Source organism: Micromonospora sp. NBC_01412, assembly GCF_045040215.1.
Classification (GTDB): Bacteria; Actinomycetota; Actinomycetes; order Mycobacteriales; family Micromonosporaceae; genus Micromonospora; species Micromonospora rubida.
Map to the genome: position 1 here is coordinate 2685000 of NZ_CP109528.1, position 12700 is coordinate 2697699.

Below are 12700 nucleotides of genomic sequence, written 5' to 3' on the forward strand. Positions count from 1 at the left end.
GACGTCGCGGTGCGCCTGATCCGTAGACACCGAGTGGGGCACCGAGCACGGCATCGGCCGCCTCCGTCAGCCAACCGTCTCAGCCGGCCGGGGAGTCGAGCAGGCCCTCCGCAGCGGCATCGTGCCGCTGGAGCAACGCCCGGTAGGGGTTGCGCAGCGCCCGTTCCCGCCGGCTGGTCCAGGTGGTCAGGACCGCGATCGCGGTGGCCACCGCGCCGAGCGAGAACGCGGTGGAGAAGGCTCCGATCCATCCGGCGAGGGTGGGTACGCCGATGAACGGGCTCGTCGCGAGGAACACGATCGCACCGAGGACGCCGAGGATGCCGAGGACGGGAGGGTCATCAGCGCTGCTGTACGCGAACATGGCGACGAGGCCGAGCATGAAGGCCCCCAAGGACAGCACGACCACCAGGGCGAGCCAGAGCGGTCCCCATACCCACGATCCGGTCAGCGTGGCCACCGAACGGGCCACCCCGATGCCGACGACGGCGACGCCGAGCAGCACTCCGATGGTGACTGCGGTCTTGCGACACACCGTGAGCACGGTCGGGGCCTCGGGCCGTTCGTGCAACGTCCGCCAGTCGCGGGCCTCGGCACCGAGGCTCGTCGAGAGCCAGAGTCGGGCGGCGAGGCCGACCAGTACGGGCCCCGGAAGCTGCCTCAGCAGCGCGTTGCGCGAGTCACTCGCGCGCAGGTCGAGCACCGTCAGGGCGAGCCGACGAGCCAGCTCCGGTTCCGATCCGTGGATCAGCTCGAGCAGTTGCTCCACGTCGGCGGCGGTGAGGTCCGCTGCGGCGATGCGCCGTCGGTGCCCGAGCCGGCGGGCGGCGGCGACCAGAGCCTCACTCACCTCCGCAGGCACCTTCCCGGCCTTGAAGGGGCTCGGCTTGGCACCGATGCCCAGTGCCAACCGGACGTCCACTCCATCAATGTCCGGGGGCACGTCCGCCGCCGTCGACTGGTCGATCAGCCAGCCCACCCGTCCCATCGTCCGGGCCATCGGATCGGTGGCGCCGGCGGTGAAGGGCGCCCACAGCCAGTCGTACCATTGCCGGTCCCCGTCGCGCACGAACGGGCCGGGGTTGAAGTGGCACAGTTCGCTCTCGACGTCCGGAGCACCGATCAGCGCTGCCAACCGCCACGCGGCCCGCACGGCGATCGGCTCGGCGCCCCACAGCTGCTCGGCGATCGCCACCGCGGCGGCCGGAGTCCCGATCGCCGCGAGGTCGTCCACGGCGACCAGCGAGCCGGCCTGCGCCCGATCCAACAGGACAGGGATGGCGAGTTCGCCGGTGGACCGAAGGGCCGCCCGGGCCGCTGGAGAGTCCTCCGCGAGCTCGCTGAGTGCCTCGATCGCCTCCCGGCGGCGTGACTCGGCCAGGGCAACCGCAGCGTCCTCGCCGATCGGCCCGCCAGCCGCCGCAGCAGCCCGGAGCTGGTCGAACAGGCGCTGGCCGACGGGCCCAGCGTTGCCCGCCACCGCACCCAGGGCGGCCAGCACGAGATGTTTGTCCGTGCGGGACTCGCCGAGGTGCGACAGGAAGCCGTCCACGATGTAGCCGGCCAGAAGCTCGTCGATCTGCCGGGCCTCGGCCACGCACTCCAGGGCGAGGAGCTGATCCCGCTCGTTCCCGCCGAGAATCCGCCGCACCAGGCCGGAGGCGTCCCGGTTGGCGCCGGCGCACCACAGCTTGACGGTCTCCCGCCAGCGCTTCGGGTTCTCCGCATAGAGGGTGAGCAGCCGTTCGGGGTCGTCGGCCAGTTCCACCGCCGCCAGGTACTCCTGCAGGGTGAGGTGGGCGAACTCGTAGAGCAGATTGTTGTCGTCGGTGCGCAGCAGCAGCCCGCTGCGCTCGATGATCTCGTCGACCAGGTGCGGCAGCTCCTTGCCGTCCAGCCGGAACCGGGGCAGGACGCGGCTGAGCGCCGCGTAGATCTCCTCCTCGGAGATCACCCGCTGGTCCGCCTGCCCGGAGGTCGCCCCCTGGGCGGCCAGCGCGACGGCGCGCAGCGCCATCAGCTTGTGGCCGGCCTTGTAGCGGGCAAGGCTGCGGTGGCGGCCGAGGTCACGGTCGCGCCGGAGCAGGTGGTCGACCGCCTGCTCGTAGAACTCGGCCCGAGAGTTGGGCATCATCGGTCCAGCGCCGGGATCGGCCTCGTACAGGGTGGCGATCATGGTCAGCATCAGCGGGCTGCGGGCGAGCCGCATGACGGTGGGGCTGCCGCGCAGGTCCGCCATCAGCTGCTCCACCGCCTGCCGGGGGTCGGTCGGCGCCTCGTCACCGGAGAGCCTGCGGTGCCGCGTGAACCACAGTCGCAGGAAATGCCGGATGCCCGCGTCGTCGAACCCCGCCACCCGGATCTCCCGGTCGAACGTCGGCCGCAGGTCGCCGTCGTACACGGCGTCCCGGCAGGTGACGACGATCTGGCAGGTCGGGTAGCGCTCGGCGAACTCCTTGATGTCTCCGGCGACGTCGGCCCGCCGGTCGGTGACCACCTCGTCGAGCCCGTCGAGGAAGACGCAGAGCCGACCGTGGGCGAGGGCGAGCGGGGTGACCTCTTCCGCATCGGGCACCAGCGGCGGAGCGGGCTTGCGGCCCCGGCGGCCCCGGCCGGGAGGCTCGTCGTCGGGACGGTTGAGCGCGTCCACGACGAGCTGCTGGATGGACCGGTCCTGTCGGTTGTACCGCGTCAGCTCGACCAGCACCGGGACCCGGTCGGACCCCTCCGGTCCCGCGGCCCAGCGGAGCATCGAGTGGCGCAGCAGCATCGACTTTCCCGCCCCGGCCGCGCCGAGGACGAGGGTACGGAGCCCGGTGCGTAGGTCTCGCTGGATGTCGATCCGCCGGCCGTCCTGCTCGTACTGCAGCGGCACGTAGACCTCGTCCAAGGCGACCGACACGTTTTGCAGGAAACCCAGCTCCACGCTGCTGTACGTGCGCAGGGCCCAGGCCCGATAGCGACGCCAGTCGTCCCGCCGGATACCACGGCGCCGACCCGAAAGCCGCCGCCACACCCGGGTCAGTGCCCGCTGTGCCCAGTCCGAGAAGAACTGCTGCGCCAAGCCGGCGACCATGGCGAGCAGGAAGAGCCCGACCGCAGCGTACTGCAGGCCGAAGGGCAGCTCAGGCAGATCGGGCAGCTCTGGCACGCGATCGTCTCCTCACCATCCGCCGCTGGGCAGGAGCCCACCGTAGTCGTCGGCCAAAACCCCGCCACTCCACTAAGGAGGTCGACCCACCGACCCGTTTGGAGGGCTGACGATTCCCCAGGCCGGAGTGACCCTCGCCCCCTCGACCTGAACTGTACCGATCTATACCATCACCCAGGTCGATGATCGTCGATTGCCCGCCTCGGCGGGCTCGTCGGAGGTGAGTCCCCTGCGCCGCTTAACGCAGATCCTGGTCACTGCCATGGTTTCCTGTCTGGCCATAGCGCTGTCCGCCGTACCGGCACACGCCGCCGCCCAGGTCAGGGTGTCTGTGCCCAGTGGGCTGCCGCTGAACATCCGTAATGCCCCAGCGTTGAGCGGGGCGGTGACCGGCAGCCTCGCCAACGGCGCCGTCGTCACCATCACCTGCTACGTCCGAGGGGATGCCGTCGAGGGCATCGGCGGTGTCACCAACATCTGGGACCAGCTCTCGGGCGGCGGGTGGGTCACCGACGCATTCCTGGAGACCGGATCGAACGGGCCCGTCGTCCCGCTCTGCGGGAGCTCCGCCCAGTTCAAGCTGCCGTTCCCCGCCGGACGTGCCTACACGATCACTCAGGCGGCGGGCAGCAGCTTCTCCCACAACGATGCCTACAACCGGCACGCCATCGACTTCGGCATGCCGGTTGGCGTGCCGATCCTCGCGTCCGCCGCAGGCACCATCCGCTTCGAGGGCTGGGCGGGCAGCGGCGGGATCATGGCACTCGTCGACCACGGCAACAACCGATGCTCACAGTACGCACACCTGAGTGCCACCATCATCAATAACGGCGACCGCGTAGCGCAGGGGCAGCGGATCGGAACATCCGGGGCAACCGGCAACGTCACCGGCCCTCACCTGCACTGGAACATCGTCAACTGCGACTCGCAGACCAGCCGCGAGATCCCCAACAGCGTCGAGGTCGGCACCAGGTACGTGGTGGGTAGCGCTCCGGTCAGCAAGAACGGCTGACCGGAGCCGCCGAAGGAGCCCGAGCAGAACGTTGGTGGCCGCCAGGCTGGCGGCCACCGGCGTCTGGTGCGGACTCCTTCACTGTGCCGTCCACGCAGGTCGGGACTGTGGTCGACGGACGGTTACCGGCGTTCCTGGATACGGATCAGGTTGCCCGCCGGATCGCGGAAGGCGCAGTCGCGGGTGCCGTACGGCTGCTCGGTCGGCTCCTGGACGACCTCGGCGTCGCTGGCCTGCAGCTTCTCGAAGGTGCCGTCGAGGTCGGGGGTGGCCAGCAGGATCCAGCCGTACGTGCCCTTGGCCATCATCTCGGCGATGATGCGGCGCTCGTCGTCGGTGATGCCGGGGTCGGCGGCCGGCGGGGCCAGGAGGATGGACGTGCCGGGCTGGCCGGCGGGGCCCACCGTGATCCAGCGCATCTTGCCGCTTCCGACGTCGTTGCGGACCTCGAAGCCGAGGGTGTCGCGGTAGAAGGCCAGGGAGGCGTCGGGGTCGTCGTGCGGCAGGAAGCTCGTGTGAATGGTGATGTCCATGGCAGTCACGCTAGGTGCGGCTCGAGGGCCGGCGCTTCCCGATTCCTGATCGGTCTGGTCACCTGTTTCGCCACGCACGACGGCATCCCCGCCGTCCCACTCGCCGCCTGGCGCCGGTAGACGCTGGGCGGCACGCCGACCAGTTCGGTGAAGCGGGTGCTGAAGGTGCCCAGCGACGCGCAGCCGACCGCGAAGCAGACCTCGGTGACGCTGAGGTCGCCGCGGCGCAGCAGCGCCATCGCGCGCTCGATGCGCCGCGTCATCAGATAGCTGTACGGCGACTCACCGTAGGCGAGCCGGAACTCGCGGCTGAGGTGCCCGGCCGAGATGTGCGCGCCACGGGCGAGCGCCTCGACGTCCAGCGGCTGCGCGTACTCCCGGTCGATCCGGTCGCGAACGCGGCGCAGCCGCGCGAGGTCGAGCAGGTGCTGCGCGGCGGTGGGTCTGCTGGTCACCTGCGAAATCGTGCCACGCCCACCGCAAGTAACCCAGCACCGCCGACAGCCGTCAAGATCTGGACAATCGAGATCTTGGAAGGAAGCGGCCCCTGGAGGGGCCGTTTCGCTCCAAGATTCGCGTTGACCGGGTCGGGATACTGGGGTCGTGCTAGATGATGCCGGGTTCGAGCGGGCCGTGGAGCGGTTGTACGCCGCCTTCGCCCACCATTCGATGCCGGCCGACATGACCGCCTGCGAGCACTGCGTGGACCCGGCCGACGTGGCGCTCTTCGCGCGTACGCCGCTGAGGGAGCTGGCCCCGGACCAACTCGGCACCTACCTGATGAACCCGGGCACCTGGGGGGACGAGACGGAGTTGCCGCACCTGCTGCCCCGGCTGCTGGAGGCGTACGCGACCGGCGAGATGGAGCACTGGCTCTGGCCGGACCGCGTGACCCGCCGGATCAGCGACCGGTGGCAGGCCTGGCCGGCCGCGGAGCGGGACGCGGTCGAACACTTCGTCCGCGTCTGGTGGCACCGGACCCTTGACGGGTACCCGTCCGTCACCCCCGCGCAGGACCTGCTGGATGCGGTCGCGGAGCTGGGGGTCGACATCGGGCCGTACCTGGCCGAGTTCGCGGGCGTCCCGGGGGAGGCCGCCGCCCGGCACCTCGCCGACGTCATCAGCGACTGGGCGTACGGCAGCTCCCTGCGCGACGGGGCGGAGGAGTCGATGCGACGTTGGCTGGCCGGCCCGACGCCGGTCGACGTGCTGCGGGCCGCCACCGGCGCCTCGGCCGACCCGGAGGTCGCCACCGAACTGGCCGACGCCGCCGAGCACGCCCGTCTGGTCAGGGCGAGCCTGCTTGAGGAGGGCATGCTGCCGCCCGCCGTCCCCGGACGCTGACCGAAACGCGCCCGAGGTCGGAAGAGTCAGCCCGTCGCGCGGCAGGCGGCGTCGATGCGGTGCTGCGGGCGGACCCGGCGTCCCAGCCCCTCCAGCAGCGAGTCCTCCACGTGAAAGTCGTGCACCCGCAGCCGGTGCCGGGGCAGTTCCTCCTCGCTCGGGCAGAGCACCTGCGCCTTCACCTGGTCGATCGGCACGTACCGCACGCCGCCCTGTTCCTGGAGCAGCACCATGTTCACGTCGTCGACGACGACCACGTGGCCGCGCACGTCCTCCGTCGGGCCGGTCCCGGCCTGGACGGTGGTGACGGTCAGCGGCAGCACCGGCGTGCTGATCACCGGTAGTGCCGCCCACACCAGCATGGCCAGCACGGCAGCCTCGGTGGCCGAGGCCAGCGGCCGGATCACCGCCCCCGGCAGCGGCCCGGCGATGCCGAGCGCGAGCACCGGCGGGACGACGAACAGCGCCATGACGAGCAGTTCCCGCTGCTGCCAGGCGTCCAGCAGGGCCGGCGTCAGGAGGACCAGGTAGCCGCCGAGCAGGGCCGAGACAATGAGCACCCGGGCTGCGGGCAGGTCGTGCAGCCGCTCCGGGCGGAGTTGGAACGCGGCGGCGAACGCGGGCAGCAGCAGCGGCAGGTAGAGCAGCGGCCAGGTGATCAGGGCGAGCAGGTAGCTGGCCACCACGAACCAGGCCGGGGTGATGTCCGCCCAGCGGGCGAAGAGCGGGCGGCGGTACCCGGGCAGCCGGTCCACGCTCACCCCGAGGACCGCGCCGAGGGCGAACACCGCGACCAGGCCGGTGGAGAGCAGCCGGGCGGCCGTGGTGAGGAAGCCGGCGAGCAGGTTGACCGGCCCGACGTTGGCGACCAGTAGCAGGGTGGTCTGGAGCTCCCCGCCGGCCTCCACGCCGAGCCGGAGCACCGAGAAGACGGCGGGCACGGCCACCACTGCCGTCCAGAAGGACTGGCTGGCCCGGGCCCGGCGCTCGTCCAGGTGCCGCGCCTCGGCGGGCCGGGGCGTCGGCGTTCCGGCGTCCACGTCGCCGCCGGTGACGGGTGGGGCGGTCACTACCGGGGCGCCTTGTCGTCGAAGTCCACCAGCTCCGGCACCTTCAGCGGCGGGGGCTGGACCTTGGGCACCCGCAGCCACGGCCCGAGGGTCTGGTGGTACGCGGTGAGCCAGGGGCTGCTCAGCCCCTTCCGCCCCTGCTGGTAGCTCTTGTCGAGGAAGAACGCGACGAGGTCGCGCAGCGCCGGGTCGCTGATCGGCACCCCGACGCCGATCTGCTCGCTGGTGCCGAAGGGCATGTCGATGATCGTGAAGTCTTTCGGGTGCTTGGAGAGGAAGCCGGCGAGGATGGTCTCGTCCGAGCTGACCGCGTCGTAGCGCCCCTGGAGGATGCCCTCGACGCAGTCGCCGACCTCCTTGACCACGAACACCCTGATCTGGTGCCTTCCCAGCTCGGCCTCGGTGGTCGAGCCGCCGCTGGTGCAGACCTTGTAGCGGGGGTCGCGCAGGTCCTCGATGGTGCGAATCTTGTCCTTCAGCCGGGTCGGAACCATCGCCTCCTGGGTGGTCACCAGGTACGGCCCGGCGAAGCTGACCAGCTTCTCGCGCTCCTCGGTCATCGAGAAGGTGGCGACCACCAGGTCGACCGCCCCGCCCTGGAGGGCGGGAATGCGGTCCTCCGTGGCCACCGGCACCCACTCGATCCGCTTGTCGCCCTCGTAGCCGAGCTGGGCGGCGATGTACCGGGCGATCTCGACGTCGAACCCGCTGTAGGTGCCGCCGTGCAGCTCGCCCATCAGCGGGCCGGTGGTGGAGACGCCGATCTTCAGCGTCGGCTGGCCGTAGATGTGCGTTTTGCTCAGCGTCTCCTTCACGGACGGGATCTGCGGCTCCTGCCGGCTGTCGCAACCGGCGGCAGCGGCGAGGGTCAGGGTCAGCGCGACCGCCAGGGTGGTGGCGACGGAGCGGACCCGGGACCGGGTGAAGAACATTTTCATCGGCGACCTCGCTGACCGGCGCATCTGCGGGACACCGAGGGTAGCCGCTCACGTCCATCCGCGTGGTCATCCACACGGCCAGGGCCGGGGGTACGGCCGCGCCCGATCGCCGCCGTACCCCCGGTTGTCCTCAGCGGACGGTCAGCGAGCCGACCGCCGGCAGTGGGGCGACCACCGGCGGCAGCCGCTTCGGCTCGCCACGAGCCGGGGCGGCCCGGCGGGCCAGGTCGCTCTTGGACGCCGGGGCCCGCTCGGCCGCTGCGGCCTCGGGCAGTTCCACGAACGGCTGGATGTCACCGACGCAGACCTTGCCCTTGGCCGGCAGGGTCCCCCTGACCAGGTACGCGTCGATCGCGCCGGTCGCGCACGCCGACGTGCCGTACGCGGTGTGCCCCCAGCTGTCGCTGCTGAGCAGGCGGCTGTTCGGCAGCAGCGCCGCCGAGCCGACCGCGCCCTGGTAGTTGGTCGCCGGGTCCCAGTAGTTGCCGACGACCAGCACCGGGGCGCTGGTCCGCCTGGTGAACGGGCCGGTGTAGGCGTCCTCGTCGCGCACGGTCCAGGTGTTGCGGGCGCACGGCGCGGTGCCCCAGGCCCAGAGCCGGCCGAAGTACGGGGCCCGCTTGTCCTCCTTGGCGGCCAGCGCCGGCCAGGCACCGGCGTCCTTCGGGTGGTACGCGTCGGTGCAGTCCACCCCGAGGAACGTCTCCAGGCCGTTGTTGTACGGGAAGTCGTACCCGCGGCGCACCTGCTGGCCGGCGGTGCCGGCGCGCCGGGCGATCGCCGTCCGGGCCTCAACGCGGCGGGCGGCCGTGGCGGCGGCCGGGTCGGTGAGGACCAGCAGGTCCGCGGTGATCCCGACGATGTCGTCGTAGCCGGACGGGGCGTAGAGCGCGCTCAGCGCGGCACCGACGAAGTCGGCGTAGCCGACGGTGTACATCTCCCCGGTGTCCGGGTCGTCGATCACCACCGGCTTCTTGCGCAGCCGCTTCGCCACCAGCTCGAACGAGGCGACCGGGTCGCCGGCCGCGAGCGGGCAGGCCGCCGTCCCGGCCCTGTCGCAGCGCACCAGGATCTCGTGCAGCGCCGCGTACGCGCCGTCGGCGCTGCGCAGCCGGGTCTCCTGGAGCTGGTTGCGCGCCTTGCCCTGGCCGATCCACGCGTTCGGGTTGAGCACGCCGTCGACGACCAGGGCGCGGACCCGGTCGGGGAACATGTTGGCGTAGTACTGGCCCAGGGCGGTGCCGTAGCTGAAGCCGAGGTAGGTCAGCTTCGGGTCGCCGACCGCCCGCCGCAGCACGTCCATGTCCCGGGCGACCTCGGCGGTGGACATCGCCCCCGTCAGCGGCTTGCCGGTGGTGGAGCAGCCCTTGCCGACCGCCTTCGACGCGGCGACGTACGCCTTCTCCTCGGCCTTCGTCCACGGGAAGGCCACGTTCAGCCCGGCGTACGCCTTGGTCTGCTCCTTGACCGACGGGAAGCACCGGACGTTCTGGCTGGCCGCGACGCCGCGCGGGTCGACGCCGACGATGTCGAACCGGTCCAGCAGGTCGTCGCCGAGGAAGTACGGCGCGGCGAGCGCGATGTCCGTCCCGGAGCCGCCGGGGCCACCCGGGTTGACGAAGAGGCTGCCGATCCGGCGCTGCTGGTCGCGGGCCTTGACCCGCAGCACCGCCACCTCGGTGGTGGCGCCGGTCGGGGCGTCGTAGTCGCGCGGCAGGTCGACGGTGGCGCACTCGGCGTAGTCGTAGCAGGCGTACCAGTCGAGCTTCGGGGTGGGCACGCGGTCGACCCGCCGGGCCTCGACCGGGTCGGTCCGGTCCGACGTGGCCGGACGACCCCAGCCGGTGGTCTCCGGTGCCGCCGAGGCGGGCGCGAACGCCATTCCGGCGAGGACGATACCGGCGATTCCTGCTGCGGCCAGGGACCGGGTTCTCCGTGGCATGCGGTTGCCTTCCGGTGGGGAACAGGACGCGTCGAGGGGAAACCTCGACCTGCGTCACTCTAAGGACCCGGGCCCAGGAGCACCGCCCACAAAAGGCCCAAGAAAGGGTCATTTCCCCGACTGATGTAACGGATCATTCGGGGTCGACGCTTCTTGTTCCCCTTCGGTGGGCCCGCGGGTCAGCCGGCTCCCCGGAACCAGGCCGGCGCCGGCGGAGCCGCGGACCGGCTCGGGTGGGGCGCCGGGGACGGTTGACACGCGCGCCGGCTCCGCCATCCTTGACGGGTGACCCGATTTCCTCGGCCCGACGCGCTCGCCGGGGCGGTCGCCGCGTCGGTTGCGGCGCTCGCCCTGCTGGTGACACTGGCCTGGTGGCGTCCGCGCAGCATCCTGGCGGTGGTGCTCGCCCTGCTCTGCGTCCTGCTGGTGATGGTCGCCGGGGTGTTGGTGACCGAGGCGCGGCAGCGCCGCGAGGAGGCCCACGGGCGCACGGGCGACGGGCCGGCGGAGTGGCCGACGCCGGGGATCGCCGGCCTGGGCGGCGTCGACGCGGACACGCTGGAGGCCCTGGACAGCCGGAGCGCGCTCCGGGCGGTCCAGGAACGCCGCCGGCACCCGGGCGGGGTCAGCGACCGGTGAGGGTCGGCTCGTCGAGCCCGTCGACGCCGCGCCCGGCCAGGCAGCGGTACGTGCGGTCGGCGCCCGCCCCCTCCGGCGGCAGCACCTCCAGGTGCCAGCCGCTGGTGTACGCGATGCCGCTGGTCAGCCGGAACGTCACCGGGTTGCAGACCCGCCGCACCGCCGGGTCGGCGCTGACCTGGGCGTGTCCCGCGTCGACCAGGGTGGCGGGCAGCTCGCCGGCGGCGTAGGTCTCCCAGGTGTGCCGGCCGTCGCAGGGCAGCCGGGGGGCCTCGGCCCGGGTGCCGCGCACCCGCACCGGCCCGAAGCACTCCAGCTCGGCGACGCACCGCGCGCCCGTCGGCAGCCCGCCGGTCCCCGGCGAACCCGGCACGCAGCCCGGCAGCACGCCCCACGGGGCGATCGCCGACGTGGCGACCGCGCTGGCGACCGGCGTGGGCGTCGGGGCGGCCGGGGTGCCGCCGGCCACCCAGGCTCCGGCGCTGGCCGACGCGGCCAGCGCGAGCGCCCCGGCCCCGCCGAGGAACCAGCGTCGCCGCCAGCGCCGGCCGGATGTCGTCGGCACGGTGGGGTGGTCGTCGTCGACGGGGGGACGCGGGGCGGGGCGGGCCGGCTGGCCGGTCCCGTACAGGCCGCCCGAGGTGGACGGGCTGCCGGTGGTGGTGCCGGCCGTCGGGCCGGACGGGCCGCCGGACACGGGGGCCCCGCTGACCGGCGCGCTGACCGGGTCCAGCGGCAGGGCGGCGAGCAGGCCGCGCAGCTCCACCGCGGACGGGCGGGCGCCCGGGTCGTTCGCCATGCCCGCCCGGAGCACGTCGAGCAGTTCCTCCGGCGCACCGGGCAGCCCGGGGATCGGCTGGTGGAACATCTCCAGCACGGTGACCAGGCTGGGGTTGCGCTCGGACTGCCAGCGGGGCGGGCGACCGTGCATCACGGCGTAGAGGGTGGCGCAGAGGGCGTACACGTCGACCGCAGGCGACGGCGGGCTGTGGTTGAACATCTCCGGCGGCGCGTACGCGGGGGTGAGCACCTCCAGGGTGACCGACGCGTCACGCACCTCGGCCAGCACGGCGAGCCCGAAGTCGGCCAGCACCGCCGGGTTGAAGTGGGAGTGCAGGATGTTCGCGGGCTTGACGTCGCGGTGCAGCACCCCGTTGGCGTGCGAGTGGGCCAGCGCGTCGGCGATCTTCACACCGAGGTCGCGGGTCTCCGCCGGGCCCAGCGGCGAGGTGCGCATCCGCTCGGCGTACGACCCGTCGCACAGCTCCATGATCAGGTAGGGGTGCCGGTCGACGGTGACCCCGACGTCGAACAGGTCCACCACGTGCGGGTGCGAAGACATCTTCCCGGCCGCCCGCGCCTCGCGCAGGAACCGGGCCTGGTCCCGGTCGTTGTCCAGGGTGCGGTTCTCCACCTTGACCGCAACCTCGCGGCCCACGGAGATCTGGGTGGCCCGGTAGACGGTGGCATAGCCACCCCGGGCAAATGCCTCCAAATCGGTCAGACCGGGCACGATGGGCAGCCGCAGGGCGCCGGGCGGGGTGTCGGTCACTGTTCGAAAGTACCCAATGGCTCGGCCGCTCAGCGGTCCGCGCCGGTGGGCGGGACGACACCGTCCACGATGACCGACCGGTCACCGTGCGTAGCCGCCGGTGTCGCGGCCGGCCGGCGGGCGTCCCAGCGCAGGGCCACGGCGGTGGCTACCGCGCCCAGCCCTTCCCAGAGCGCCACCGTGAAGAACCGGCCCGGCGCGACGTCGGCCAGCACCGCGATGGTGAACACGGTGAAGGTGACCAACCGGAAGAAGACCGTGAACCGGTAGAAGGGCCGCCACTCGGTGGCGGTCGCCAGCAGGTAGTAGACCCCCATGTTGAACGACGCCATGGAGGACGCGGTCAGGAAGGTGCCCGTGTAGTCACCGGCGGCCCGGCTCTGCGGCACCTCGAAGCCGAGCATCCGCAGCTGGGCCTCCGGCCAGAGCAGCCCGAGCGCGCCCATCAGCAGCGCCAGGACGCCGAAGACCGCGATCGTCCAGCCGGCACTGGAGCGTGGCAGCCTCATCACGTCCTCC

11 protein-coding genes are annotated in these 12700 nt (G+C 72.3%); 3 read left to right on the top strand and 8 right to left on the bottom strand.

The window, feature by feature from the left end:
- Nucleotides 1–79: 79 nt before the first annotated feature.
- Nucleotides 80–3151, bottom strand: coding sequence for an NACHT domain-containing protein (locus OG617_RS12235; RefSeq protein ID WP_405101381.1), 3072 nt, complete (start codon nucleotides 3149–3151; stop codon nucleotides 80–82).
- Between the two features lie 193 nt (nucleotides 3152–3344).
- Here OG617_RS12235 and OG617_RS12240 point away from each other — a divergent pair, with 193 nt between their 5' ends.
- Nucleotides 3345–4163 carry a peptidoglycan DD-metalloendopeptidase family protein gene (locus OG617_RS12240; RefSeq protein WP_405101383.1) on the top strand — a complete coding sequence of 273 codons (819 nt, stop codon included), beginning with the start codon at nucleotides 3345–3347 and terminating at the stop codon, nucleotides 4161–4163.
- Between the two features lie 122 nt (nucleotides 4164–4285).
- Here OG617_RS12240 and OG617_RS12245 read toward each other — a convergent pair whose 3' ends face one another.
- Both OG617_RS12245 and OG617_RS12250 read right to left on the bottom strand, forming a co-directional pair.
- Nucleotides 4286–4696, bottom strand: a complete 411-nt coding sequence (locus OG617_RS12245) for a VOC family protein (RefSeq protein ID WP_405101385.1) — start codon at nucleotides 4694–4696, stop codon at nucleotides 4286–4288.
- Nucleotides 4697–4701: 5 nt separating this feature from the next.
- Nucleotides 4702–5151, bottom strand: a complete 450-nt coding sequence (locus OG617_RS12250) for a helix-turn-helix transcriptional regulator (RefSeq protein ID WP_405101387.1) — start codon at nucleotides 5149–5151, stop codon at nucleotides 4702–4704.
- A 148-nt stretch (nucleotides 5152–5299) separates the two neighbouring features.
- Between OG617_RS12250 and OG617_RS12255 the strand changes: the two genes are divergently transcribed.
- Nucleotides 5300–6040: a hypothetical protein gene (locus OG617_RS12255; protein ID WP_405101389.1), complete on the top strand. Its 741-nt coding sequence runs from the start codon at nucleotides 5300–5302 to the stop codon at nucleotides 6038–6040.
- A 26-nt stretch (nucleotides 6041–6066) separates the two neighbouring features.
- Here the strand turns inward: OG617_RS12255 and OG617_RS12260 are convergent, their stop codons facing one another.
- From OG617_RS12260 to OG617_RS12270, 3 genes are all read right to left on the bottom strand, one after another.
- Nucleotides 6067–7110 carry a hypothetical protein gene (locus tag OG617_RS12260; RefSeq protein ID WP_405101391.1) on the bottom strand — a complete coding sequence of 348 codons (1044 nt, stop codon included), beginning with the start codon at nucleotides 7108–7110 and terminating at the stop codon, nucleotides 6067–6069.
- On the bottom strand, nucleotides 7110–8048 hold the full coding sequence (locus tag OG617_RS12265; protein WP_405101393.1) for a transporter substrate-binding domain-containing protein: 939 nt from the start codon (nucleotides 8046–8048) through the stop codon (nucleotides 7110–7112). The genes OG617_RS12260 and OG617_RS12265 overlap by 1 nt, the downstream gene beginning before the upstream one ends.
- Nucleotides 8049–8178: 130 nt before the next feature.
- Entirely contained in the window at nucleotides 8179–9990 is a 1812-nt protein-coding gene (locus OG617_RS12270; RefSeq protein ID WP_405101395.1) for an alpha/beta hydrolase, read from the bottom strand.
- A 285-nt stretch (nucleotides 9991–10275) separates the two neighbouring features.
- On the opposite strand from OG617_RS12270, the gene OG617_RS12275 reads away from it, so the two are divergent.
- Entirely contained in the window at nucleotides 10276–10629 is a 354-nt protein-coding gene (locus OG617_RS12275) for a hypothetical protein (protein WP_405101397.1), read from the top strand.
- Here the strand turns inward: OG617_RS12275 and OG617_RS12280 are convergent.
- The gene (locus tag OG617_RS12280; protein ID WP_405101399.1) at nucleotides 10616–12181 is read right to left on the bottom strand and encodes a serine/threonine-protein kinase; all 1566 of its coding nucleotides are present in this window, start codon (nucleotides 12179–12181) and stop codon (nucleotides 10616–10618) included. The two genes, OG617_RS12275 and OG617_RS12280, sit on opposite strands and share 14 nt — an antisense overlap.
- Nucleotides 12182–12210: 29 nt before the next feature.
- On the bottom strand, nucleotides 12211–12690 hold the full coding sequence (locus tag OG617_RS12285; protein WP_405101401.1) for a hypothetical protein: 480 nt from the start codon (nucleotides 12688–12690) through the stop codon (nucleotides 12211–12213).
- Between the last annotated feature and the right edge of the window lie 10 nt (nucleotides 12691–12700).